Raw genomic sequence first — 25,702 nt, 5'->3', positions numbered from 1 at the left:
CCTCCGATCACATTACTATGTTCATTCAACTTATTGGATTGATGATACAGCCCCTCTCAAATATGATATCTACCTAAACCGATGATTATGAAGAGGCTAGACGATGGCACCTATTGAGGAGATTGCTCAGTGGATTCAGAACAAACCTGTTTGGTGGAGACACTCAGTTCGACTGGCTCTTAGGCATGGTGAATTAAATCAAAACTGCCTCGATGAAATACTTCATGTGGCAAGAATGGAAAATGGCTTAGAAGATCATGATATTAATTATTCATACTATTCTTCTAATATTGATTTCTCTGGATATAAATCTGAACAACATGAAGTTTCGCTAAATTCTCTTTCGAGTGTAAAGGGGATTGCTGCATTAGCAGAAAATCAGACATTAAAATTCCCACAAAGTGGCTTATTTATTGTTTATGGTGATAATGGTGCTGGTAAATCAAGTTACGCATCAATTTTGAAAAACGCATGTTTAACAAGAGGTGATAGTCCTGAAATCATCGGTAATGTTTTTTCAATAACAAATCCTCCCCCTCAAGCGAAAATCTCGGTTAATTGTGATAGCGGTGTTAGAGATTTCTCATGGGATAAAAAATTTCAAAGTAATGATCTTCTAAAATCAATACGTGTTTTCGATAGTTCATCTGCACATCATTATGTAAATAAAGAAGATAGCCTTGGATTTAAACCTGCGGGGCTTAATCTACTTTCAGAATTAATAAATGCTATAAATAAAGTTAAAGCGATTGCTGAAGAAGATATAATGCCAGGAAATGGATTAATCACTCTCACTGAACGCAAATCTCAAAGTCTAACAGCTAAATTTATTAACAACATAAGCTCTGAAACAATGGAGTCGGAGCTGAGAGAACATGTAGCATCGCCTGCGGAGTTATTCAGAATTGAACCATTAAGACAGTCGATTGCACAACTTAAATTACAGACAGCAGAGCAAACAAAAAAAACTCTCAATCATAATAAGAGTGTCATTAATCCTTTGAAGGATTTTTGTGAAAGAACATTAAAGTTGCTAGATGATAATGCAATAACATACATTCAAGGATTATTCATAGATAGAAATCTCAAGCAAATTACGGCAGAAGAATTACGACAAGCAACCCTACAAGGGCTACCTTTAGAAAACGTAGCTGGGTTGACTTGGCAAACTCTTTGGTTAGCTGCAAAGGAATTCATTGCGCATGATGCGAAAACACAATCGTTCCCATTAAAAAATGGGGATATTTGCCCTCTGTGCCTGCAAAAAGTAGGGGTTGAGAGTGAACATAATCAAGCATCATTGAATAGATATCTTACTGATAAAACGTCCAGCGATGCTAAAGATGCACAATTATTATATTCTAACGCCATTCAAAAAATAAAATCATACAATATTAACTTAGTTCCTTATCAAGCTGCTTTAACGTTGCTTGAATCATTTCAGGTCGGTATTAGCGACTCAATTAAAAAATTATTTTCAGATCTACAACAGCGGAAAGAATTATTGTGCTCTACGGATTTCACAGGGTGGAATAACGATAACACTATTGACACAAGTTGCATCTCGTTCATTGACTCCATAATTAACAATATAACGACACAAATCGAATCATTGCAAACAGACGATGATCTCCTGTCACTAATATCAAAAAATGAATCAGAACTACAACTTATCGAAGATAAAAAGTATGCCCTGGAAAACAATAAATCTATAAGAAGTAATATTCAACGTTATAAGATAATTAAAAAATGGGAAAAGGTGATTTCTGACTGCGGAACTCGGCAAATATCAAATCTGGCTTCCCAGCTTTACAGAACTGGAATTGTTCAACCACTAATTCAAGCATTTAATCATGAGCTTAATGCATTTGGTTTTAATCGTTTCACCGTAAATGTTGATTCACGTAATCGTACAGGACAACAGCAATTTAAATTAGTTATTGCTGAAGCAAATGAACCAATTGTAGCCAAGGTTGCTAGTGAAGGAGAACAACGTTGTATAGCAATAGCAAGTTTTCTTGCTGAGATGAAGGCTGATAAAAGAAAATCAGCTGTAATATTTGATGATCCAGTAAATTCTTTGAGCCATGAATGGAGTCGTCGCGTTGCTTTGCGATTAGTTAAAGAATCAGTGGAGAGACAAGTTATTATCTTCACCCATAATATCGTTTTTTATAAACTATTGCTCGAAGCGGCCGAATCAACGAATGCACTGCACGATGGAATTGCTTTAGATAGATCGCGCAGTTATGCCGGTATTGTTAGAGATTCACCACCATGGGAAGCTTTAACAACAGGAAGGCGCATAAGCTATCTTCGCTCGGAAGTTCAAAAGCTAAGACGGATAGATAAGGAAGGGACTGTAGCAGAGTTTAGACTTGCATCACGTTCATTTTATGGTCTCTTACGTGAATGCTGGGAAAGGCTTGTAGAAGAAAAATTGCTCAACAAAGTAGTAACAAGATTTGAAAGAGGAGTTGCTACACAGCGTTTATCACGCCTACTTGATTTGTCCCAAAATGACATTGATCGTGTTGAAATTAGCATGACGAAGTGCAGTACATATTTCACTGGACATGACAGTGCTTCAGAGATTGGTGACCCATATCCGACAATTGATGAGATAACCCAAGACCTTGAATTGGTGTCAAAATTTTTAGAAGAACTTCAACGTGATAGGAAACGTTCTTAACTGCTAAATTGCTTGTATATTGTGGGTTCTGTGCCTTATTTGTAAGGCACAGAAGTTCCGATAGACAGGAAACCTTTGATAGGCTATTACGACGAAGTAGCATCTGCTACACATGTTACTCAGACTAAAAACTGACAGGAATAATGGTCCGAATTAATCACTTGGGCTTTTTATATCTGTTTCTTCCCAAATATTTCTTCAGAACGCGACTGAAGTTTTACAAGTGCATTGAACATATCGTCCTGATCCAAAGAACGCTGGGATTTCTTCGTCGTAGGGGCTTTGCGCCTGCGTGAAGGGCCGTCACCGGATGGCACTGATTGTGACCGGTTATTATCCCGTTCGGCCTGCACCAGTTGCGCCATTTCCAGCGCACGGCCAAGACGTTTATTGTCCACAATGGCACCCTGATCGATTTCAGACAGTTTGTCATAGGTGGAGTAGGGAAGTGATACGCCATTAAGCCGGAGCTCTTTATGTCCGTCAGGGTAATGCCAAACATCAATATATTTACCAATCGCCCGACGACTGAATTCACTGTCTTCAATGAGATAAAGCACTTTGTCGTATTGCACCGTGAGTGATTTCGACACGCGGCGGGCTTCACGCCAAGTAAACACCATATCAAGATCATCATCGACATCCAGTTCCCGGTGAACATCGAACTCCTAGCGAGGCGCTTTTGAGAAACGTCGGTTGTAATCGTTCATGAACTCTTCGGCAAATGCGTTTGCAGCTTCCATGGTGCTGATGCCCTGAAGCCTGAGTTCCTTGACCAGTCTGTCCTGAAGGGTCAGATGCGCCCGCTCAACACGACCTTTTGCTGCGCTGGTTTCTGCACAGATGGTCTGAATGTTCAGTTCATGCATCGCACGGCCAAACTGTGTATCGCCGTCGCCGCCGGTTGCATTTTTATTGTTGATCCTGAATACACTGGCTTTGTCGCTGTACAGTGCCAGCGGTTTACCATGTTTTTCGATATAGCCACGGGTCGCTTCAAAATAGGTGAAAGTAGACTCAGATTTCACAAAACGAAGCTGCATTAAACGACTGGTTGCATCGTCTACGTAAACCAGTGCCGTACACTTAGGTCCCCGGTTTTCAAACCAGTGATGATCACAGCCGTCGATTTGTATGAGTTCACCGGCACAGGCACGACGGTAACGAGGCTGCTGAATTTTTGGCGCACGTTGCTTACGTGGGACCCACAAACTGGCCTGAGTCATCAGCTTACGCACAGTTTCTTTGGAAATATGTACGCCATGAACCTCAGACAGCTTTTCGCAGGCCAGTGTCGGGCCGAAATCGTTATAGCGTTCTCGAATAATATTGAGCGCATAAGCAGCCAGTCCCTGCGGCAACTGATGGTTGCTTGCTTTACCACGGCGACGGCTGGTCATTCCAAGTGGACCATCTTCACGATAACGCGCAAGAAGACGGCGGCACTGACGGTCGGATATCCCAAGCCGCTGAGCTGCCATCTGTGTTGTCAGACGCCGGTCGATGACGTCCTGAATTATCTTGAGTCGGTTAACTTCATCCAAAGTGAAAAACTCCGCTGCGAGAGCCGTCATGGTAATCCTTACTTGATTATACACGCCGGACATCTTAACTTAGCCCAAGGCGGACATTACAACTTTGCTGTTACATTATCAGTCATTGAATGATCTGGTTAGTTTTGCACGCTTTGTTAGCTATGCAGAATACCTCGATCGGATAAGTGAGCTTTTTGAGGATGAAAAAAGCAAGGCCGAATATCATCAGCTATGGTTTGAATTAGAAATCATCAACGCATGCGCTCTTTCTGAATGGGAACAGGAGGGTAAACCCACTGACTGGCAAAAACGGTGGGAATCGGACTATAAACAGGATGCTTCTGAGCTGATGAGTGAATTACTCAGCATATTAAAGTAAAAATAAATATCCGCTATCGTTGCTCGCAGAGCTACGGGCAATCTGCTTCCTCAGCCCTCTGGAGCAAAAACATTAATTGCATGTGGCCTGATGGAAAATCGGGCGGGCGTCTGCCCGATCAGCTCACCGTCAGCGTTAATATTATGGGGCCGACGGGTGGTCAGCGTCATGGCGGTGGTGGATAAGGTTCGCACTTTACGCCAGCGCCCGTGGGTGCCGCGCCGCAGGGCGGGTAGCAGAGCGATCATTTCCCACCAGTGCGCCACTTCCAGGCTGTAAATATCCAGGCGACCATCGTCTGGCGCAGCGCTCTGCTCCACCGTCATGCCACCGCCGTAGAAGCGGCCATTACCAACGGAAACCTGCACCGTTTTTACCTTCTCGGCGATGCCGTCATACTCAAGGGTGGCGCTGAACGGGCGGCTCTGTTTTAGCAGCTTAAACGCCGCCAGCGCATAGCCAAAGGTGCCCCAGCGTTTTTTGGATTCCGCAGTTAAATGGTGCGCCAGCGTAGCGGAAAAACCGATGCTGGAGACATTGAAAAACGGATGGCCGTTGACCTCACCTAAGTCGATGGGGCGCTGATGCCCGGCAGCAATCGTTTTTACCGCCAGGGTAAGATCATGAGCGATACCGATGGTGCGCGCGAAATCATTGGCGGTGCCGAGCGGCAGCACACCCAGCGGCAGTCCGCTATGCATTAATCCTTTGGCGGCGGCGTTCAGGCTGCCGTCCCCGCCACCAATAATCACCATATCGATGCGGTCAGCGTAGGCGAGAATAATCTCACTGCTGTTGCGGCGGTCGTGTGGCTCAGGTTCAATCACCTGAATCCCCTGGGCCGTTAACAGTGACAGCGCCTGCTGTTTATTGGCTTTTCCATTGCGCGAGTGCTCATTTATCAGCAACAGTCCGATCGGCATTTCCTGAATAATTTTACTATCCGGCTTCATCATTATTGTTCTCAGGTGCAAAGCGAAATGTCTGGAGGATTGATGGAATCATACTCAAATATTAACGGCAACCTGTATTGCCAAAGTTTACATTTATAAGCGGGTTAACTGTTGTGAGTGATGAATAGAATAATCCCTTTGTAAGGGAAATAAGGAGAAATAAAGTCTGCATGCAGGTAAAAATAATCGATGGTTATCCCTTGTCATTAAAAGGCCTTTTTTAGTATCGGATACGGATATTGATTCGACACTCTCTCGCTGCCAGCAGGCAGGCCATAATCATCAACATTTATGAAAAGTCGCCTGGTGATAACTTTTTCTTATGGCAGGAAGATAAGATTTTACGCTTGTGCTCAGTGTTGATGCCGCCTGGCGACTTATCAGCCTCTTTTACCTGCGAATTGCAGGTCATAAGTTTTTTGTTGTACCTCGTAAAGCCGGTGATATAGTCCCAGAAGCACAACATCATCTCTCTGATTACCCTAACAATACCTATCCGCATCAGAGTTAGATCATTTCGAACAAGGAATTAGTCATGACAGCTTTTCACTCTCTGGAGTCTTTTCTTACCTCTGTTCAGCAGCGCGACCCGCACCAGCCGGAATATCTGCAAGCCGTACGCGAAGTGTTCACTTCGCTGTGGCCATTCCTTGAGCGTAATCCCCAGTATCAGGAACAAAGTCTGCTGGAGCGGCTGGTCGAACCGGAACGAGTGATCCAGTTCCGCGTTGCATGGACGGATGATAAAGGTCAGGTTCAGGTAAACCGCGCATGGCGTGTGCAGTTCAGCTCATCGATTGGCCCTTATAAAGGGGGAATGCGTTTCCACCCATCGGTGAACCTGTCGATTCTGAAATTCCTGGGCTTTGAGCAGACATTTAAAAATGCGCTGACCACGTTGCCAATGGGCGGCGGTAAAGGCGGGTCTGATTTTAATCCGAAAGGTAAAAGTAACGCGGAAGTGATGCGCTTCTGCCAGGCGCTGATGACAGAACTGTATCGACACCTTGGTCCTGATACCGATGTCCCTGCGGGCGATATCGGCGTTGGCGGTCGTGAAGTGGCGTTTATGGCCGGGATGATGAAAAAGCTGTCGAATAACACCGCCTGCGTGTTTACCGGCAAAGGTCTGTCGTTTGGCGGAAGCCTGATCCGCCCGGAAGCCACCGGCTATGGCCTGGTATACTTCACTGATGCGATGTTAAAACGCCATGGGCTGGGCTTTGAAGGCAGTAGCGTCGCGGTATCCGGTGCAGGCAATGTGGCACAGTTCGCCATTGAAAAAGCGATGGAGCTGGGCGCGCGCGTGCTCACCGCCTCTGACTCGCGCGGCACCGTGGTGGATGAAGCCGGGTTTACTCCTGAGAAGCTGGCGCTGCTGGCTGACATCAAAAACGTGCGTTACGGCAGCGTGGAAGACTATGCGCGGGAACTCAACCTGGTCTATCTTGCCGGGCAGCAGCCTTGGAACGTACCGGTGGATATCGCCTTACCTTGCGCAACGCAGAACGAACTCGACCTGCCTGCGGCGCGTCAGCTGATCGCCAATGGTGTCAAAGCGGTAGCCGAAGGGGCCAATATGCCCACCACCATTCAGGCGACCGATGCCTTCCTTGATGCCGGCGTGCTGTTTGCTCCGGGTAAAGCCGCGAATGCGGGCGGTGTGGCAACTTCCGGCCTTGAAATGGCGCAGAATGCGGCGCGTCTGAGCTGGAAAGCTGAGAAGGTCGATATTCGCCTGCAACATATCATGCTGGATATCCACCACGCCTGCGTAGAGCACGGCGGGGAAGGGAAGCAGACCCACTACGTGCACGGCGCGAATATTGCCGGGTTTGTTAAAGTGGCCGATGCGATGCTGGCACAGGGCGTACTGTAACCCCAACTGCCCGCAGGAAGAACGGGCGAGGTTTGCCTCGCCCTACGCTCTAAGCAGCATGAACCACATCCGCCTGTTCCCGGCGCTGCTTCACGCGCCAGACCCACGCCAGCAAAATAAACCACAGCGGCATTGCGCACAGCGCCATCAGCGTATCCGGATCAAACACCATCACCACCAGTGAAAACAGAAAGAACAGCAGCGTCAGCCAGCTCATCAGAATCCCGGCGGGCATTTTAAACGTCGAGCGCTGGTGCAGCTCCGGGCTGCGTTTGCGATACACCAGATACGCCACCAGAATCATCCCCCAGGTATAAATCACCAGAATTGCCGCCAGCGTCGACACCACGGTAAACAGCGTCATAACGTTCGGCACCAGGAACAGCAGCAGCGTACCACTTAGCATACAGAAGCAGGAGAACATCAGGCTGCGTACCGGAATGCGAGTGGTGCGCGACAGAGTGCGAAACTGCCAGTGAGCATGCTGCTCCAGCGACAGGCCGTACAGCATTCGCGTGCTGGAGTAGACGCCGCTATTAGCAGATGACATTGCCGACGTCAGGGCAACAAAGTTAATCACTGCGGCAGCAGCAGGCAGCCCGGCCCTGGCAAACAGCGTAACAAACGGGCTGGTATCCGGCGAGATATGCTGCCAGGAGGTCACGGCAATGATCACCACCATCGACAGTACATAGAAGATAATAATGCGCAGCGGAATCGCCCGGATAGCCTTCGGCAGCACCTTCTCCGGCGATTTTGTCTCAGCGCTCATGGTGCCCAGCAACTCGATGCCGGTGTAGGAGAAAATTGCGATCTGGAAACCGGCAAAGAAGCCGACGATACCGTGTGGCAGGAATACCTGCGGATCGCTGAGATTGTGCAGCGAGGCGGTGACGCCATCTGGCGATGTCCAGCCGCTGGCAATCATCCAGATGCCGGTAACAATCAGCGCGACGATGGCGATCACTTTAATAATCGCAAACCAGAACTCAGCCTCGCCAAACATTTTCACCGACAGCAGATTAAACAGACAGAGCAGCCCAAGGGTAATCAGCGCCGGGATCCACGGCGACAGTTCGGGTAGCCAGAACTGCATATACCCACCGCACACCACCACATCAGCAATACAGGTCACCACCCAACTAAGCCAGTACGACCAGCCGAGAAAGAAGCTGGCCTTCGGGCCGAGGTAGTCGGAAACAAAATCTGCGAAGGAGCGGTAATCCAGCCGGGTCAGCAGCAGCTCACCCATGGCCCGCATCACCATATACATAAAGAAACCCACCACCACATAGGTGATCAGGATCGAGGTGCCGGACACAGCGATGGTTTTACCTGCTCCCATAAACAACCCGGTACCGATGGCACCTCCCAGTGAGATAAGCTGGATATGGCGCGAACTCAGGCCTCGGTGCAGGTTTTGCGTGGCGTTTTCCTGGTCAGACATAGCATCCTCTCGATCTGTTCTTATTAGCAGGAAAAATCTCCCCTACCCGCTGTATTATCAGTGAGTTAAGAATCAACTGGGGCCAGAAACTGTTGCACATGCTGGCGCTGCTCTGTAACAAAGTCAACACACTAAAATACGTAATTATTCACTTTTTGATCACATTCAAGTTTCTGAAAAACAGCGAAAAAGTTTTTAATATGCATAAAAAGTGAATAAAATTTGCATAAAGAAGATTTTCCTATCCGGCAGCAAAAAATAACTATTTATTCATTACTGACGGGGGGATGAGATGAAAAAAAATTATTCGTGGTGGACAAAGCCGTTTCGCTGTTCGTGCTCACAGTTGACAGATAATCCCCCTGGCATGCTGGCCCATGCTGATCCCCAGGGGTACAATCGCTGTTGCTAAAAAAATGCGCTATGGAGAGGCAGCGATAACATGCAACACACTTTGACCCTGCAACAACTGGGCGACCTCGTCGACCCGCACAATCTAATCACCGACAGTTACCAGAAAGCGTATTACTGCAAAGGCTTCCGCGTGGGGCATGGGGATGCGCTGGCGGTGGTGCTGCCGGAAACGCTGCTGCAACTGTGGCAGGTGCTCAAGGTCTGTCAGCAAAATGACACCATTATCTTGATGCAGGCATCGAACACCGGTGTGACTGGCGGCTCGACGCCGCACGGCAATGATTACGATCGTCCGGTTGTGATTGTCAGTACGCGTAAAATCAAAGGTGTGCAGGTTATTGATAATGCACAGCAGGTTATCGCCTTCCCGGGCAGTACGCTGACCGAGCTGGAAACCAGCCTGAAGCCGTGGAACAAAGAGCCGCACTCAGTGATTGGATCATCCTGCATTGGCGCATCGGTGGTGGGCGGTATCTGCAATAATTCTGGCGGATCGCTGTTACAGCGAGGCCCGGCGTTTACCGAAAAATCCCTGTTTGCACAAATCGATGACAGCGGTGAACTGGATCTGATTAACCATCTTGGGATCGATTTGGGAAGTACACCCGAAGAGATGATCGCCCGGCTGGAAGCAGGGGATTACACCACCGGTACCGCTCCTGACTGGGAAGGAAAAATCTGGGCCGATGACTACGCCGGGGTGATTAAAGATGTGGATGCCACCACCCCTACGCGTTTTAACGGCAACCCGCAATATTTGCATGACAGCGCGGGCTGCGCCGGAAAAGTGATCGTTTTTGCGGTGCGCCTCGCCACCTTTGATGCCACGCCGCAGGAAGATACCTTCTATATCGGCACCAACGATGAGCAGGTACTGCTTGAGCTGCGCCGCTATCTGATTGAACAGCTGGATACGCTGCCGATTCAGGCGGAATACATTCACCGCAACGCATTCCGGCTGACTCTGCGCTATGCGCGCCATATGTTCTTGTCGATAAAGCGTTTCGGCCCGGCGGCGCTGCCGGCATTGATGCAGAAAAAAGCGCGCTGGGATGCGCTGGTGAAAAAACTCCGGCTGCTGCCGCACAATACTATCGATCGACTGATCCAGTGGGGCAATTACATCATGCCATCCACCGTTGCGCCGCGTCTGCTCTCCTATCATCGCCGCTATGAGCATCATTTGATGATCAAAGTAGCACGTGATGAAGTGCCACAGATGAGCCGGCTGCTGACGGCTTACTTTGCCACGCGCAACGGTGAATGGTTCCACTGTACGCAAGCGGAGCAGAAGGATGCATTTCTGGTGCGTTTCGGCGTCGGGGCGTGCACGGTGTTTTACTGTGAGTACGCCGGGATTAATACCGACGATCGGCTGATTGCTTTTGATGTGGCGCTGCGCCGTAACGACGATCGCTGGATGATCCGCCTGCCGCCAGAGTTGCAGGCACAGGTGCTGGAAGACTCCTGCTGCGGGCACTTCTTCTGCCTGGTGAATCACCAGGACTATATCCTCAAGCCCGGCGTTGATAGCGTGAAGTTTAAAGCCGCAGTCCTGGCGTATCTTGACCAGCGCGGGGCGAAATATCCGGCTGAACATAATATTGGCCATCTTTATCACGCCTCTGAAGAGCATCAGCACCATTTCCATCAGCTGGATCCGACCAACAGCTGCAATCCAGGTATTGGTAAAACCAGCAAGAAGAAACACTGGGCATAAGGTGCCGCTGTCGTAGCTCACGGGGGCGGCTGGCGGTACAGGTGGCTCCCGTGCCGTAACTAAAAGAGACGTTGCGATAAACAGTTACTAAAAAAGCGGGCAAAGTCGGGGGAAATAGGCTGGATTAGCCGGGTAAATTCAATACAATCACTGGCGGCCTGTGGGCGTACAGAACAATAGCAGTGTTATCCGGGATGGTTTGCATGAAAAAGTGGTTGCTGATACTGGTGATGTCCTTCGTTGCTTTTCAGGCAGCGGCGGCGGGACATAACAACGATCCCCAGAGCACCAGTCTGGCATTTTACAGTTGGTATCTGGCGGCGCTGAATAAAGAAGAGAGCCCGATTGATGAACATGACCCGTTATTAAACGAGTATGTCACTCAGCGGCTGCTGCAAAAAATTAATCTGCTGATCAAAAGCCCGGACGGCATGGACGATGATTATTTCCTGCAAGATCAGGATTACAGCGACGGTTGGGTTAATAATGTCAGCGTCAGCCGCTTTACGCTAAACGGCAAGCGGGCCGCAGGTGACGTGACTCTCGGGCGTGACCCGGCTGACCAGCAACATCTGCTGGTCACGCTGGTGGAGGAGCGCGATGGCTGGAAGATTGATGACGTTGAAAAAGAGTCGCCTGCACCCTGAACACACTTAGTGAAAACGTGCGAACTGCTGCCTGAGATCCTCCAGCAGGTCATAGCGGCGGCGATACTCTGCACGTTTTTTACTGGGGATCTCTTCGATTGTTTTTTGGCTGAAGGTTAGCGGCAGCTGCCAGAGCTGGGGTGAAATCGGTTCAGCGCTGACTGACTGCCAAAACTCATCATAGCTGGCAACAAACACCTCTTTCTTTTTAAAACGATAGCGCAGGCTGCGATAGGTATGGCCCCGGTTGCTGACCGCCAGAATGGCGCTGATGCCGGTAGCCCGCGCCAGCAGTGAAGCGCCCTCCAGCAGGATCCGTTTAGGAAACAGCCCATAGCAGGACTTGGTTGCCGAGCGGATCAGCGCATGTGGTGTTTCGCTGTGCGCACCCTGCATCCCTCCTATCAACATCACCGGCAGGCCATTCCGCTCCACCACGGAGAAGGTCAAGATCGCCAGCATGATCCCGTTGCAGTGCAGCAACATATTCACTTCACCTTCACGCTCGCAGCGGCCATTGCAGATCAGACTGAGCTGGAACTCTTCACCCTCTTTACCGTTAAAACTGAGCAGCACCGTGCGCTGTGATGACAGCAGGGCATTGCGCAATATCAGGGAAGGCACCTGCTGCACAAATCGGTAGTGCTGGCTGAGTGCCTGTACGCGCTGGCGTACAGAAAGACCCATATACAGATAAGGCCGGTGGATCTTACCCGGTAAGGTTGGTTGCAGATACAGCGCTTCCCTCATGACAGGTTGAGTGGCGATATGTTGTAAATGCTGAAAACTGGCAAGCGGGTAAGCCAGCGAGCGCATCAAAAACTTCATTCGCCAGGTGGCGCTGTGCCAGATGGAGCCAGGCACCACCCGACCGTTAAGCAGATGACAAAACAGTGATAGCCCGTTCTCCGGGCGCGTAAGCGTCAGCGTTTCTGACATGATAATTAACCCGACATGATGGAGAGAGGGCTATTCAAACACGGCAAAAATAAATGATAAGTCAATGCAGCTGGCGATATGGCAGACAAAAATGCGTTTGTTAGGCTGGCGTTTATTCTTCATGATTTGTCCGCACTGATTGGCATCAATCGTTAAATGCCGCGTCGATTAAACCGCCTCCCGCTCCCCCTCGTATCACACTGTCAGAAATCGCTATGTGCTGCTCCTGGGTGAAGCGCAATTTGCTACAATCCTCGCTCTGACTTTTCCCCATAATCGCGTTCTGGAGTAGACAATGTTAACGGGTATTTTATTTGCCCTGAGCGCCGGGTTGATGTGGGGGCTGATTTTCGTCGGGCCGCTGCTGGTGCCTGACTATCCTGGCACTTTACAGTCGATGGGCCGCTATCTGGCTTTTGGGCTGATTGCGCTGCCGCTTGCCTGGCAGGATCGCCATCGGCTGCTGGCTCTGACCCGTCGTGACTGGCAGGAGGCCCTACGGCTGACGCTGGTAGGGAACTTACTCTATTACGCCTGCCTTGCCACGGCGATACAGCGAACCGGGGCCCCGATATCCACCATGATCATTGGTACGTTGCCGGTGGTGATCTCCGTCAGTGCCAATCTCTGTTACGGCAAAGATGAAGGGCAGCTGCGCTGGCGCAAGTTATTTCCGGCACTGTTACTGATTGTCGCCGGGCTGGTATGCGTCAATGTGGCAGAGCTGAAGGGCGGGGCGCATCAGGTGGATATCTGGCGCTATCTGAGCGGAATGGCGCTGGCCTTTGCGGCAGTGGTGTGCTGGACGTGGTATCCGCTGCGTAACGCCCGCTGGCTCCGGCAACATGCCATTCGTCCTGCCACCTGGGCTACCGCGCAGGGTGTGGTGACGCTACCGCTGGCGTTACTGGGTTATTTGCTGGTCATGGGGCAGCTGCATCTTAGCGGGGAACAATTTGTGCTGCCGTTCGGCCCGCGTCCGGGAGTCTTTATCGCGCTGATGCTGGCGATTGCACTCTTCTGCTCCTGGCTGGGCACCCTGTGCTGGAATGAAGCCAGCCAGCGGCTGCCAACGGTATTGGTCGGCCCGCTGATAGTATTTGAGATTCTTGCCGGGCTGGCTTACACCTTCCTGCTGCGCCAGACATGGCCACCACTGTTGACGCTGATGGGTATCCTCTGCCTGATATCGGGAGTGGTGAGCGCGATGCTTATCAAGCCAGAACCGGTAGTAAAGTCATTGAAAGTCAGCCAGTAAACGTCGCTATCGCCGGACTGAATGCATCAGGGTTCAGCCCGGCGGCTGTCAGGCACCCGTCTGGCCCGATATCAGGTCATTTAATCGTAATAATGCGATCTTTATCACTCTTTACCCTGCATCTCTTCTGCTTCATATAGCATCAACTGGCCGGATCGTCTGGCACAGGCAGGGATTGTTCGGCTATAAGAATAATCGCTAATCCATAGAACATCTTTTTTTGTACAGTGAACTCCACCTACTCAATGTGAATTTCTCCATTTTTGAGACGGATTTAATCTGCGCAGACCAGTATTAACTCGAATTTTCAGCAGAAAAATTCAGCTGATCTGACAGGAATACTAAAGAGAGAACGGCGCTAATGATAAGAAGGAACATCACTAAGTGCCCGTCAATGGAGTATCGCCCTGCCAAAAGATAAGCCTCTTTAATCTGTTTTTTACGGTAATCACTGACCCGATGCTGCCTTTACAGGCTTTGCATCACGGATAGTGCTCTTTTCACCTGGCTGGCTCCATCTGCAATTCATCAGTTATGAATCAGAATAATGAACCATTAAAAAAAAGAGAATGATCACCAGAGCTAACGATTTTTTTCGAGCGAGGGGGGATTTTATTAGAAAGCATAAAGTTACTTTAGGCGCGTTTATCTTTGCCTGCAAAGATAAACGCGCATTGAAAGTATTGATGCTATTGAGATTTTAGCTGGTGTCTGGGTAAGTTACAGCCAAGTAGTAGAGCGGATTACCAAATGAATCATCAGCAACTGTCCGCGTAACAAAATCGATCTGTACTTTTCAATAAGGTTTGAGAATATTTTATTTTGGTACTATTACGCTTCCGTTTATCGTCGTCGGGCTATTACTGATTTTCAAGATTGTAAGGATAATGGTAAACACTGCGGCTGATATCCAACAGACGGCAGCTACGGCGTGTTCCAATGTCGAACGTATCCTGTAAGAAATTAACGGCTTGCCGTTTATCGTTAGTGGTGAAAAAGTTTTTAAGTACGCTTTGCAGCATCTCTTTGTCTGACGAGAGCGACTGTAGCTCACGTTCCATGCTGTGAACCTTCTCCTCCAGCTCCTTGATTTTCCTGCCTTCTTCTGAAGACAGACCGGCATATTTCTTTTTCCAACTGTAGAACGTTGCTTCAGAAATGCCCAACTCATCACAAATCTCTTTTACCTTGATTCCGTTTTCAGAAGCTTTAATGGCACTGGTGATTTGCTCTTCGGTATATCGTGACTTTCTCATGAATGCTATTACCTTTCTTAACAATAATTGGATGAGAATGACTGCATTAATCAATGGATCTGTTTTGTACAGATATTAGCGCAGTGTTTAAAAGTACGCGATTGGAATGGCAGGCTTTAAGTTAAGGGATTATGAAGAAATAACATCATGGGATTTCTCCTATTTTATTTCAAAAGGGTTTTGATAGCTTTCGATATTGGTTTTTTTGATATAGATTCGTCTCATGCCAGTTCAAGGCCACGCAGTAATTAGGAAAACTCCAACGGGCAGGGAAAAAAAAGTGTGCTAACTTTAATCCCGTTCAGAGGGATTTGTGAAAATGATCACACTAAAAATAAGACCAGATAAAACCATAATTGCAGGCAGAAGTGTCTGTGCGGGTTGAAAAACAGTCTCAAAAAAATTAAAGGCACAACGATGCCTGATAAATAATATTTTTTCTTTGCGGTCTCGCCAGGGCTTCGCTGTGCGTAATTGAATCTGTTGTGGACACGGATGTGTTGGGTTAAGGATTGTGAAAGTTGGAAACACAAAGGATGCTTCGATGAAATACAGTGCAATGACAAATGCCGCATGGATGATGTCCGAAAAAGTAGTCTCGGTCTTCGGTGTGATTTTTGTCACATCTTATGTCGCGAAATCTTTCGGCCCGGTTATATTTGGGCAAATAGCATTTTCTGCCTCACTATTTTCAATTGTTCAGACTATTGCCATTTTTGGCACTGAGACAATTCTTTTTAAAAGCATTAGCAAAAGTACGCCAAAGGGAATGCGTCTGATGGCGGTGGCGAAGTCATTACGCCTGACATTATTACTGGTGCTGTCGTTGCCAGTATTGTTGTACGTCTGGCTGATGATGCGGGAAAATTTTATTGTGTTTGCCGTGGCGTCATTTCTATCTGCGATGTTTGTTACTCAGGATATTTTCAGCGTTTACAATAACGCACGCCTGGAATCGCGGCTGAATACGGTAGCAAATGCCACGGGAATGATATTGAGTTTCATTATCAGCTTCACTGTTGCCTGGTATAAACTCAGCCCGCTGTGGTTATCTCTGTCTATCGTTGCGGTCACGCTGGTGCCTTATCTGATCAAGCGCAGTCGCTTTTATCAGACCAACACCATCAGTCAGCCGCCGCGTCATAAGCGTAAGAATTATCTGCGTTATTTGCTTCATGCGGGGCTACCACTGGCAATCTCCAGCGTGTTTATCTCTGTTCAGGTGAAGACCGCGCAGTTCTTTCTGGTCGGGGTAAGTTCAGCCCAGGATCTGGGTCTGTTTACCGCAGCGAATACCATCTCTGCTTCGTGGATTTTTATTCCCGTAGCAATCATTACATCCTGTTTCTCTGAGATTTTCAGGGAGCGTGGGGATGTGGCAGTTAAACTGGCTTCACGGCTTAATGGTTATGTTATGGCAGTTTCACTTTTAATGCTCTCCGTTGTCACGCTGTTTGGTGACAGGATCATTAACAGCCTTTATGGGCAAGACTACACACAATCGGGAAACCTCATTACGTTATTGTCGTTAGCAACCTGCTTTTCGGCAATGGGAACAGTAGCCTATCGCTACATGGTTAAAGAGGGTGGTTTCAATTACTTACTGGTGAAAGTGATTCTGCTGGTGGTTATTGGCCTGGCGACATCTTACTTCTTTATCCAATCCTGGGGATTAACAGGCGCTGCCTGGAGCGTGTTTATCACTGAACTCCTGTCCCTGACGATAATGAATTATTTCTTTAAGAATGGCGTCATTCTTAAAATACAGCTTTCCTCACTCAACTACAAAACCTACAAATGAGGTAAATCATGTTGAAGCTCAAAGCAGAGTTGAGAAAGGGTTTTGTATACCTGCTCAAGAAAATGCCTTGGTCTTACCAGGATAAAGTTTATTATTTTCAAAAATTCAAACGTCTTCCTAATATCCGGGAACCAAAGTTATTCAATGAGAAGATTCTGTATCGTAAATATATGACCAGCGATCATGTTCGTTATGCAAACTTATCGGATAAATTACTGGTCAGAGATTATATTGCCGGCACCATCGGAGAGGATTATCTGATCCCGCTAATTCATCAGACAGATGACCCGATCTCGCTGCTGAGTTTACCCAGCCTGAAAAATACCGTGATTAAACCGAATCATGGCTCCGGCATGGTCGAAATTGTGCTGGAAGAGCTGGACTGCATCCAGAAGCAGCTGCTGATCAGGCGCTGTGATGAGTGGCTGCATAAGGACTTCTCACATCATGCGCGTGAGATTCACTATCGCTATATCAAGCCGCGCATCCTGGTTGAACAGTACGTTGGGGATGGCAAGTTTGCCGCCGTTGACTACAAGTTTCATATGTTCAACAAGAAGGATGGCAACTTTGAGTATGTGCTCCAGGTGATTTATAACCGCGTGGGTAGTGCTGCGCTGTCGATGAGCTTCTATGTTAATAATCTGAAGCAGAGCTTTTATAAAATCCGTGATACCGGATTTGATATCAGTGCCGACTACGAGACGCTGGAACGTGCGCTGGCTTTGAGCAAGCAGCTGGCATCAGATTTCGACTATGTACGCGTGGACTGGTATATCCATGAAGGGCATATCTACTTCGGCGAGCTGACCTTTACGCCGGGGGCTGGCATGGTGACCGGGCTGGATAATGGTCTTAATCAGATCATGGGCGATATGTGGTTACAGGATCGTAAAACGGAAGCGTTACCGGAAGCAAAAGAGTCTGGTGATGTGCCGATACCTGCGGCGGTGCTAAAAAAGATTTAAAGAGTGACAAATAACCTTCTGCCCGGTGAGTCAGGTCACCCCACCGGGCAGATGTCGCTTACGGCATTGGCCAGTCAGCAGGCGTGCGGCTCATTACTTCGACAAAGACATCTTTCGTGATGTTCCAGAAGTTGTGCAGATTATCCATACTCAGCGTAATACCCAGCAGCCCGGTGACAAACCAGCATGACATACCAATACCGATACCGGTAAATGCGAACGCCATGACATTGTGGCTGGCTTTACGGCACTTCACATTGAAGGTGCTGGCGAGGAACATCATCACTGCACTGAGCAGCTCCCATCTCATGAGAATAACGCTGGTGGTAATTGTAGCCATTTTAAAACTCCGGGGTGGTCGGCCTGACAAACAGAATGCAACATCACCCGGAACGCGAGCGGAGCTGTCAGGCTTGCTCCTCTTGGTTCTGACGCGCAGGTCGTTAAAGTGTGACGGCGGTCACATTATATCACCCGTTTTTTAAAACTGAACAAAATTTAGGCCTGGTATGGTAGTTTTTTGTGCCGTATGTGGTTTTTGCGGGATGGATCTTTTTGTCAGGTCAAACACCGCTTTGCTTTTCAGAGTCAGAAAAAAACACCTTCAGAATGAAAAATACAGACTAATCCTTATGCATTATATTAATTTCATGCCAGGGCAGCATTTTTTATCTATATCTGTTGCTAATACGCATCTAATTTAGCTTAAGTAGTATTGATCCACCTGACGTATTGTTTTAACAGGTTTCTGATTGGGTTTTTCTGTTGTATTAAACCATGGTGGTTTAATTTATTTGATTAAAATCAACAGCTTAGTGTTATTTTATTTGCCAGATCTCGGCTTTTTTTAAGTCAAATATAACGGTTTAAGATGAATCTTACGCTGTTTAAAGTTGTACAAGCTTTCGATGATCTGTAGGATTTTTGCCAACATTACACCTGCTTCATTATTTCCCCGGATTATTCCAGGGAGAGTTTTCTATTGCCTGAATACGTTCTCAAAATAAACAAAAATAATACATCTGCAAAAGCAGAAACAATAAAAACAGCCTGCGTACCGTCCATTGGTTACTCAAGGCTTTCAGGTCTTTCACACAGCGGAAACAAGCAGCCGCACTCTGTTTCACTCCCGGCATTCTCACTGAGCTGGAAATCGGGGCTGAACACTGAGGGGGGAGGTAGCATGAAGATTCAACAGCAAGGGGCGGTGGCAGTGAAGCGTGAACTACCGACCATGCGTCAGTCCTTTCAGCGCATGCATATGGTGATAATCCTGGTTTCGCTGCTGTTCAGCGGGCTGTCGTTATCTGCGCTATCCATGTATGTGCTGCGCAGTTATGCGGAAAATAATATCCAGCTGGTGGCGACCAGTGTCAGCTACAGCGCCCGGACGGCGGTGCTGGAGAATGATGCCGCCACGGCTGACAGTATTCTGCGTGAAATTGGCGCACGGACGGAGTTTGCCGCCGGGCGTATTTACCGTGCCGACCAGCAGCTGCTCGCCAGCTGGCAGGCACCCGGGCAGACAGCGCGTAGCGGCGTCAGCGCAATGGTCGCCAGCTGGCTGTTTCCGCAGCCGGTCAGTGCACCGGTTATGCACCAACAGCAGGAGGTCGGGCGCGTCTGGATCAACGGTGACGCGTCACGCGTGCTGCACTATTTATGGCAGGCGCTGCTATGGCTGGGCGGAAGCCTGCTGTTGACCGCAATGCTGGCATTTTACCTGGCGTATCGTATGCAGGCGGGGATCGTGCAGGGGCTGCAAAATATAGCCACGGTTACGCATGATGTCCGCAGACGGCGTGCGTTTTCTCAGCGTGTGCCTGCGGCCTCAATCGCCGAGCTGGATAAACTCAGCGGTGATTTCAACAGCCTGCTTGAAGAGCTGGATCTGTGGCAGCGTCATCTGAAGCATGAGAACGACTCGCTGACCCATCAGACGCTGCATGATGGATTGACCGGGCTGCCAAACCGAAAGGCGTTCGAACAGCAGCTACAGTCATTACTGAACGATCCACAGACACGCCAGCAGGTTAGCGTGCTGTTTATTGACGGCGACCGGTTTAAACAGATTAACGACCGCTACGGCCATGCGGCGGGCGACCATGTGCTGATGGTAACGGCAGAACGTCTGCGCGCACGCCTGCGTAACGGCGATCTGGTGGCGCGGCTTGGTGGTGATGAATTTGCCGTGCTGTTATCCACGGCCCAACAGGAAGAGCAGGTGGCACAGGTCGCACGCGATATTATCGAAGCGATGCGCCCGCCTATCTCACTGCCGGAGGGCATTCAGGTTGTGCAGTCGTTAAGCGTTGGCGTGGCGCTGGCGAAGAACCACAGCTCACCTGAAGCGCTGATTGCGCAGGCGGATGCGGCGATGTATCACATTAAGGAGCTGGGCGGTGGCTGGTTCTTATCGCCATCCTGGTGGGGGCAGGAACGACAGGGAGTGCCACCACAGGAGGCGGCGGCATCGTTTAATCGTTAGCTACAGGTCGGGCAGGATTTTTCGCTGATGCGCTGGCTAAAGCTGCTGGTGGCGTAGTCACCACAGTCAAAGCTCCAGCTGCTGCGCTTCACAGGGGCATGGCGCATACTGCTGCGATATGCGGTCGGCGTCTGTGAGAACTGGCGGCGGAAAACCCGCGAGAAGGTCTGCTGAGAGTCATAACCGTACTGCATTGCAATATCAAATACCGGGCGCTGTGTCAGACGTAAAGCTTCAGCGGCCAGCGTCAGACGGCGTTCACGAATATAGCCACCCAGCGTCTGTTTCGTTACGGAACGGAACATACGCTGCAAATGCCATTTCGAATAGCCCGATTTTGCCGCCACTTCATCAATCGACAGAGTCTTATCCAGATTATTATCGATCCAGTCAGTCAGGGTGCTGATGATGTCGTCATGCATACATTTTTTCTCCCAGGTCTCTGCGTCAACAGGTCGCGTACTCAATGGTTGCTGAGTATAATTCCTCAAGTTAACTTGAGGTAAAGCGCTAAATGAAAAAAATTCTCAGCAATCCCAATAAGCGCGAACTGACCCCCGGCGACGTTGCACAGCGCTGCGGTGTGGCCGTTTCGACGCTACATTTCTATGAAAGCAAAGGATTAATCAGCAGCTTCCGCAACCCGGGAAACCAGCGCCGCTATACGCGAGACGTACTGCGGCGCGTGGCGGTGATCAAGATAGCCCAGCGCATCGGCATTCCCCTGGCCACCATCAGCGACAGTCTGATGCAGTACTCCCCCGGAAAAAGGATGACCACCAAAGAGTGGGCGGTGCTGTCGCAGCAGTGGCGCGATGAGCTGGACAGGCGTATCGAAACGTTGATCCACCTGCGCGATGATCTGGATGGCTGCATTGGCTGCGGCTGCCTGTCGATGGAGGACTGCCCGCTGCGAAATCCAAACGATCGTCTGAGCGAGCAGGGTACCGGAGCGATTTTGCTTGATGTGAAGAGTGTTTAACTATACTCAGGCTTTAAGGAGAAAATATGATCACCGTACACCATCTGAATAATTCGCGATCGCAGCGCGTCCTCTGGCTGCTGGAAGAGCTGGACGTGCCGTACCAGATTAAGCGCTATCAGCGTGAGGCCAGTATGCTGGCGCCACCGGAGCTGAAAAAAGTCCATCCGCTGGGTAAATCTCCGGTGATCACCGATGAAAATCGCGTGGTGGCAGAGTCCGGCGCTATCCTTGAATACCTTGAAGCGCATTACGATACCGAAAGCAGGCTGAAACTTTTCGATGAGGAAGAGGTGATCCAGTCGCGTTACTGGCTGCACTACGCAGAAGGTTCTCTGATGCCGCTGCTGGTGATGAAACTGATCTTCAGCCGGATGGGAAAAGCGCCGGTACCCTGGCTGCTGCGCCCCATCGGCAGCGCTTTTGGTAAAGGTGTACAGAAGGGCTATCTTGACCCGCAGATCGCCACCCATCGCCAGTTTATCGAGCAGCATCTGGCCAGCCATGCATGGTTTGCGGGCAGCCGCTTCAGTATTGCTGACGTACAGATGAGTTTCCCCCTGCAGGCGCTGACTGCACGCGGTGGCGCGGCTGACAGTCCTGCTATTCAGGCCTGGTTGCAGAAGGTGCAAAGCCGCGCAGCCTGGCAGCGGGCGCTGCAAAAGGGCGGCGAGATTAGCCTCGATTAATCCCTTTTCTCACCCGTAGCGAACCACGTTTCAGCTTTGCATCGCGGCGGCCATCATAAGAAAGCGCTATTAGAGGGCAGAGGGAGCTGCCGTTACCATCAGAAGTCTGATGGGCTGATGCGGGCATTAATCAATAATTATGCAAATTTTAGCGATAACAAGTGTTGAAAATGCACTATTAAACACAGGATAATCGTTTGCGTATCCCCTAATCGTCTTCAGGTTGCAGATGCGCTTACCGCCTTACTGCGCCATGACAGCTTTCGGGGGATCAACATGCACGGCAATTTAGCAATTTTTTGCGTGGATAAGTAAACGTTTGCCTTTATCCGGACTGCACCTCGCCCTGAGGTTTTTGTTCCGTGTATATTGCGCCAGGGATGCAAACGTTCGATACCCTCCCACTTGAGGTGGGGATAACCACACAGTGATAACTCATAAGAAATTCAGAGGATTACGATGTCAACGCCTTCTCAACCGGCCAGCGGCTCCCTAGACGCCTGGTTCAAAATTTCTGCGCGCGGCAGTAGCATTCGTCAGGAAATCCTGGCGGGTCTGACGACCTTCCTGGCGATGGTCTATTCGGTAATTGTAGTGCCTTCAATGCTGGGTAAAGCAGGCTTCCCGCCAGCGGCGGTTTTTGTGGCGACCTGCCTGGTGGCCGGTTTTGGTTCACTGCTGATGGGGCTGTGGGCAAATCTGCCGATGGCAATTGGCTGTGCGATTTCGCTAACGGCGTTTACCGCTTTTAGTCTGGTGCTGGGTCAGCATATCAGCGTACCCGTTGCGCTGGGTGCGGTATTCCTGATGGGGATACTGTTTACTCTGATCTCGGCCACCGGCATCCGCGCCTGGATACTGCGAAATCTGCCAATGGGCGTAGCGCACGGCACAGGGGTGGGTATTGGCCTGTTTCTGCTGCTGATTGCCGCTGACGGTGTCGGCCTGGTGGTCAAAAACCCAGGCCCAGGCCTGCCGGTGGCACTCGGTCATTTTCCCTCTTTCCCGGTAGTGATGTCGCTGGTGGGGCTGGCGGTGATTTTTGGTCTGGAGAAACTGCGTGTGCCTGGCGGTATCCTGCTGACCATTATTGCTATCTCGGTTCTTGGACTGATCTTCGATCCGGCGGTGAGCTATCAGGGGCTGTTCGCGATGCCAAGCCTGAGCGATGCGCAGGGGAATTCCCTGGTGTTTAGCCTGGATATTCTCGGAGCGTTAAAACCGGCCGTGCTGCCAAGCGTGCTGGCGCTGGTGATGACGGCGGTATTTGATGCCACCGGTACCATCCGTGCCGTGGCCGGTCAGGCAAACCTGCTGGATAAAGACAATCAGATCATCAACGGCGGTAAGGCTCTGACCAGTGACTCACTGAGCAGCATCTTCTCAGGCCTGGTCGGTGCCGCTCCTGCGGCGGTATATATTGAGTCAGCAGCCGGAACGGCAGCCGGTGGAAAAACCGGCCTGACGGCAATTGTGGTCGGCGTGCTGTTCCTGATGATCCTGTTCCTGTCGCCGCTGGCGTATCTTGTGCCGGGTTACGCAACAGCACCGGCGCTGATGTATGTCGGCCTGCTGATGTTAAGCAACGTCTCTAAAATCGACTTCAGCGACTTTGTCGATGCCATGTCCGGTCTGCTGGCGGCGGTATTTATCGTACTGACCTGTAACATCGTAACCGGCATTATGCTTGGCTTCGCTTCGCTGGTGATTGGCCGTGTTTTTGCTGGCGAGTGGCGCAAGCTCAACCTTGGCACAGTAATCATTGCGGTAGCATTGGTCGCTTTCTATGCAGGCGGCTGGGCGATTTAATCCTGTCCCGGGGCCGGAATCACCGGCCCCACCTTCAGATACCACTGATTTTCCCTCTATACGCACATCCTGTTTTTCATCGCTTCCCTAATTTGTTTTACTATCTCACATGGCATTAACATTCAATGCCTGAATCTGTTTCAAGCCTTCCGGAAGACGTATAAAAAGGAACTCATGGAAATCTTCTTTACCATCCTCATTCTGATGCTTGTTGTGTCGCTGTCAGGCGTCGCTGCGCGTATTATTCCCTTTCAAATTCCTCTGCCGCTGGTACAGATTGCCATGGGAGCATTGCTCGCCTGGCCGACCTTTGGCCTGCATGTCGATTTTGATCCGGAACTGTTTTTAGTGCTGTTTATTCCGCCGCTGCTGTTTGCTGATGGCTGGAAAACACCGACCAGCGAGTTTTTGCATCACGGGCGCGAGATCCTCGGCCTGGCGTTGATGCTGGTGCTGATAACCGTCGTCGGTATTGGTTACCTGATTTACTGGCTGGTGCCGGGTATTCCGCTGCTGCCAGCATTTGCCCTGGCGGCGGTGCTGTCGCCGACCGATGCCGTGGCGCTCTCCGGCATTGTTGGTGAGGGCCGTATCCCGAAAAAAATCATGGGGATTCTACAGGGCGAGGCGTTGATGAACGACGCGTCCGGCCTGGTGTCGCTGAAGTTTGCTGTCGCTGTGGCAATGGGCACCATGGTATTTACCGTTTCTGGTGCCTCGCTGGAGTTCGCAAAAGTAGCCATTGGTGGGCTGCTGGCGGGTATCGCCATCTGCTGGCTGTACGGTAAATCGCTGCGCCTGTTCAGCCGCTGGAGCGGGGATGATCCGGCCACCCAGACCGTGCTGCTGCTGCTGCTGCCGTTTGCCTCTTATCTGATCGCTGAACATATCGGCGTGTCCGGTATCCTCGCGGCGGTAGCGGCCGGGATGACCATCTCACGCTCCGGGATTATTCGACAGGCACCGCTGGCGATGCGCCTGCGTGCAAACAGCGTCTGGCAGATGCTGGAATTCGTGTTTAACGGCATGGTGTTCCTGATGCTGGGCCTGCAACTGCCGGGTATTCTGGAGATCTCCGTGCGTCAGGCGGATGCCGATCCGAACGTTGAGCTATGGGCGCTGTTTGCCTCCGTCGTACTGATCTATATGGCGCTGATGATCGTGCGTTTTGGCTGGCTGTGGACGATGCGCCTGATCAGCCGCCGTCTGTTAAAGAAGCGGCCGATGGAGTTCTCCAGCTACTCAACGCGTGATCTGCTGATTGCTTCATTTGCCGGGGTACGCGGGGCGATTACGCTGGCCGGTGTGCTCTCGATCCCACTGCTGTTGAGCAACGGCAATGATTTCCCGGCGCGTTATGAGCTGGTGTTCCTGGCGACCGGCGTGATCCTCTTCTCGCTGCTGGTGGGCGTCGTGATGCTGCCTCTGCTGCTGCGTGGCGTAGAGAGCGTGGATAAATCAGGACATCGACGAGAACTCCAGATGGCCCGCGCGGTAATGGCCGGTACGGCGATTGAAAGTCTGCATAAGATGGAAGAGCGCCTGATGGTTGATACGGAAGAGAATATCGACCCTGAGCTGTTGAAAGAGGTCAGCCTGAGGGTGATTGGTAATCTGCGCCGTCGCGTTGATGGTAAAGAAGACCTTGAGCGCGCGCTGTTTGCAGAAAATCTTGAGCGTCGTTTCCGTCTCAGCGCCCTGCGCGCCGAGCGCGGCGAGGTTTATCACCTGCGTGCGACACAGAAAATCAGCGATGAGACGATGCAGAAGCTGCTGCACGATCTCGATCTGCTGGAAACTCTGCTGATTGATAAAGAAGAGTAGCCACAATGCAGCGGGTCGGGCA

19 protein-coding genes and 1 pseudogene are annotated in these 25,702 nt (G+C 50.1%); 13 read left to right on the top strand and 7 right to left on the bottom strand.

The window, feature by feature from the left end; all coding sequences use genetic code 11:
• Positions 1-103: 103 nt before the first annotated feature.
• Positions 104-2,692, top strand: a complete 2,589-nt coding sequence (locus tag GN242_RS19410) for an AAA family ATPase (RefSeq protein WP_156288053.1) — start codon at positions 104-106, stop codon at positions 2,690-2,692.
• Between the two features lie 170 nt (positions 2,693-2,862).
• On the opposite strand, the pseudogene GN242_RS19405 reads toward GN242_RS19410, so the two are convergent.
• A pseudogene (locus tag GN242_RS19405) lies at positions 2,863-4,266 on the bottom strand (ISNCY family transposase).
• Positions 4,267-4,330: 64 nt separating this feature from the next.
• On the opposite strand from GN242_RS19405, the gene GN242_RS19400 reads away from it, so the two are divergent.
• Positions 4,331-4,606 carry a hypothetical protein gene (locus tag GN242_RS19400; RefSeq protein ID WP_231617117.1) on the top strand — a complete coding sequence of 92 codons (276 nt, stop codon included), beginning with the start codon at positions 4,331-4,333 and terminating at the stop codon, positions 4,604-4,606.
• A gap of 50 nt (positions 4,607-4,656) precedes the next feature.
• Here GN242_RS19400 and GN242_RS19395 read toward each other — a convergent pair whose 3' ends face one another.
• Positions 4,657-5,541: a lipid kinase gene (locus GN242_RS19395; protein WP_374189843.1), complete on the bottom strand. Its 885-nt coding sequence runs from the start codon at positions 5,539-5,541 to the stop codon at positions 4,657-4,659.
• A 553-nt stretch (positions 5,542-6,094) separates the two neighbouring features.
• Between GN242_RS19395 and gdhA the strand changes: the two genes are divergently transcribed.
• Positions 6,095-7,438, top strand: coding sequence for an NADP-specific glutamate dehydrogenase (gene gdhA, locus GN242_RS19390; protein WP_154754249.1), 1,344 nt, complete (start codon positions 6,095-6,097; stop codon positions 7,436-7,438).
• 49 nt (positions 7,439-7,487) lie between these two features.
• On the opposite strand, the gene GN242_RS19385 is transcribed toward gdhA, so the two are convergent.
• On the bottom strand, positions 7,488-8,885 hold the full coding sequence (locus tag GN242_RS19385) for an amino acid permease (protein WP_156288051.1): 1,398 nt from the start codon (positions 8,883-8,885) through the stop codon (positions 7,488-7,490).
• Positions 8,886-9,327: 442 nt separating this feature from the next.
• On the opposite strand from GN242_RS19385, the gene dld reads away from it, so the two are divergent.
• On the top strand, positions 9,328-11,019 hold the full coding sequence (dld, locus tag GN242_RS19380) for a D-lactate dehydrogenase (protein ID WP_156288050.1): 1,692 nt from the start codon (positions 9,328-9,330) through the stop codon (positions 11,017-11,019).
• Between the two features lie 203 nt (positions 11,020-11,222).
• A complete protein-coding gene (locus tag GN242_RS19375) occupies positions 11,223-11,666 on the top strand; it encodes a DUF3828 domain-containing protein (protein WP_154754252.1) in 444 nt (147 codons plus the stop codon).
• Between the two features lie 6 nt (positions 11,667-11,672).
• On the opposite strand, the gene GN242_RS19370 is transcribed toward GN242_RS19375, so the two are convergent.
• Positions 11,673-12,605, bottom strand: a complete 933-nt coding sequence (locus tag GN242_RS19370) for a VirK/YbjX family protein (protein ID WP_154754253.1) — start codon at positions 12,603-12,605, stop codon at positions 11,673-11,675.
• A 295-nt stretch (positions 12,606-12,900) separates the two neighbouring features.
• On the opposite strand from GN242_RS19370, the gene GN242_RS19365 reads away from it, so the two are divergent.
• Complete coding sequence (locus tag GN242_RS19365; RefSeq protein ID WP_154754254.1) at positions 12,901-13,863, top strand: DMT family transporter; 963 nt, start codon at positions 12,901-12,903, stop codon at positions 13,861-13,863.
• 860 nt (positions 13,864-14,723) lie between these two features.
• On the opposite strand, the gene GN242_RS19360 is transcribed toward GN242_RS19365, so the two are convergent.
• Positions 14,724-15,119: a transposase gene (locus GN242_RS19360; RefSeq protein ID WP_154754255.1), complete on the bottom strand. Its 396-nt coding sequence runs from the start codon at positions 15,117-15,119 to the stop codon at positions 14,724-14,726.
• 544 nt (positions 15,120-15,663) lie between these two features.
• Here GN242_RS19360 and GN242_RS19355 point away from each other — a divergent pair.
• Positions 15,664-16,920: an MATE family efflux transporter gene (locus tag GN242_RS19355; protein WP_154754256.1), complete on the top strand. Its 1,257-nt coding sequence runs from the start codon at positions 15,664-15,666 to the stop codon at positions 16,918-16,920.
• An 8-nt stretch (positions 16,921-16,928) separates the two neighbouring features.
• Complete coding sequence (locus GN242_RS19350; protein ID WP_154754257.1) at positions 16,929-17,888, top strand: ATP-grasp fold amidoligase family protein; 960 nt, start codon at positions 16,929-16,931, stop codon at positions 17,886-17,888.
• Positions 17,889-17,946: 58 nt separating this feature from the next.
• Here the strand turns inward: GN242_RS19350 and GN242_RS19345 are convergent, their stop codons facing one another.
• Positions 17,947-18,228 (bottom strand): YjcB family protein, encoded by a 282-nt coding sequence (locus GN242_RS19345; RefSeq protein ID WP_154754258.1) that lies wholly within the window; start codon positions 18,226-18,228, stop codon positions 17,947-17,949.
• 843 nt (positions 18,229-19,071) lie between these two features.
• On the opposite strand from GN242_RS19345, the gene dgcN reads away from it, so the two are divergent.
• Positions 19,072-20,376 (top strand): diguanylate cyclase DgcN/YfiN, encoded by a 1,305-nt coding sequence (gene dgcN / locus GN242_RS19340; RefSeq protein WP_156288049.1) that lies wholly within the window; start codon positions 19,072-19,074, stop codon positions 20,374-20,376.
• Here the strand turns inward: dgcN and soxS are convergent.
• Positions 20,373-20,798, bottom strand: a complete 426-nt coding sequence (soxS, locus tag GN242_RS19335; protein WP_154754260.1) for a superoxide response transcriptional regulator SoxS — start codon at positions 20,796-20,798, stop codon at positions 20,373-20,375. The genes dgcN and soxS overlap by 4 nt on opposite strands.
• Before the next feature lie 92 nt (positions 20,799-20,890).
• On the opposite strand from soxS, the gene soxR reads away from it, so the two are divergent.
• The 4 genes from soxR (at position 20,891) to GN242_RS19315 (ending at position 25,680) form a co-directional block, all read left to right on the top strand.
• Entirely contained in the window at positions 20,891-21,358 is a 468-nt protein-coding gene (gene soxR, locus GN242_RS19330) for a redox-sensitive transcriptional activator SoxR (protein WP_154754261.1), read from the top strand.
• Positions 21,359-21,384: 26 nt separating this feature from the next.
• Positions 21,385-22,047: a glutathione S-transferase family protein gene (locus GN242_RS19325; protein ID WP_154754262.1), complete on the top strand. Its 663-nt coding sequence runs from the start codon at positions 21,385-21,387 to the stop codon at positions 22,045-22,047.
• 459 nt (positions 22,048-22,506) lie between these two features.
• Positions 22,507-23,856, top strand: a complete 1,350-nt coding sequence (locus GN242_RS19320) for an NCS2 family permease (protein ID WP_154754263.1) — start codon at positions 22,507-22,509, stop codon at positions 23,854-23,856.
• A gap of 174 nt (positions 23,857-24,030) precedes the next feature.
• Positions 24,031-25,680 (top strand): Na+/H+ antiporter, encoded by a 1,650-nt coding sequence (locus GN242_RS19315; RefSeq protein WP_154754264.1) that lies wholly within the window; start codon positions 24,031-24,033, stop codon positions 25,678-25,680.
• Positions 25,681-25,702 lie beyond the last annotated feature (22 nt).

The organism is Erwinia sorbitola, from assembly GCF_009738185.1.
GTDB classification, from domain to species: Bacteria; Pseudomonadota; Gammaproteobacteria; order Enterobacterales; family Enterobacteriaceae; genus Erwinia; species Erwinia sorbitola.
Note: the sequence above shows the minus strand (reverse complement) of the source record. Positions and strands in the feature narration are given on the sequence as shown.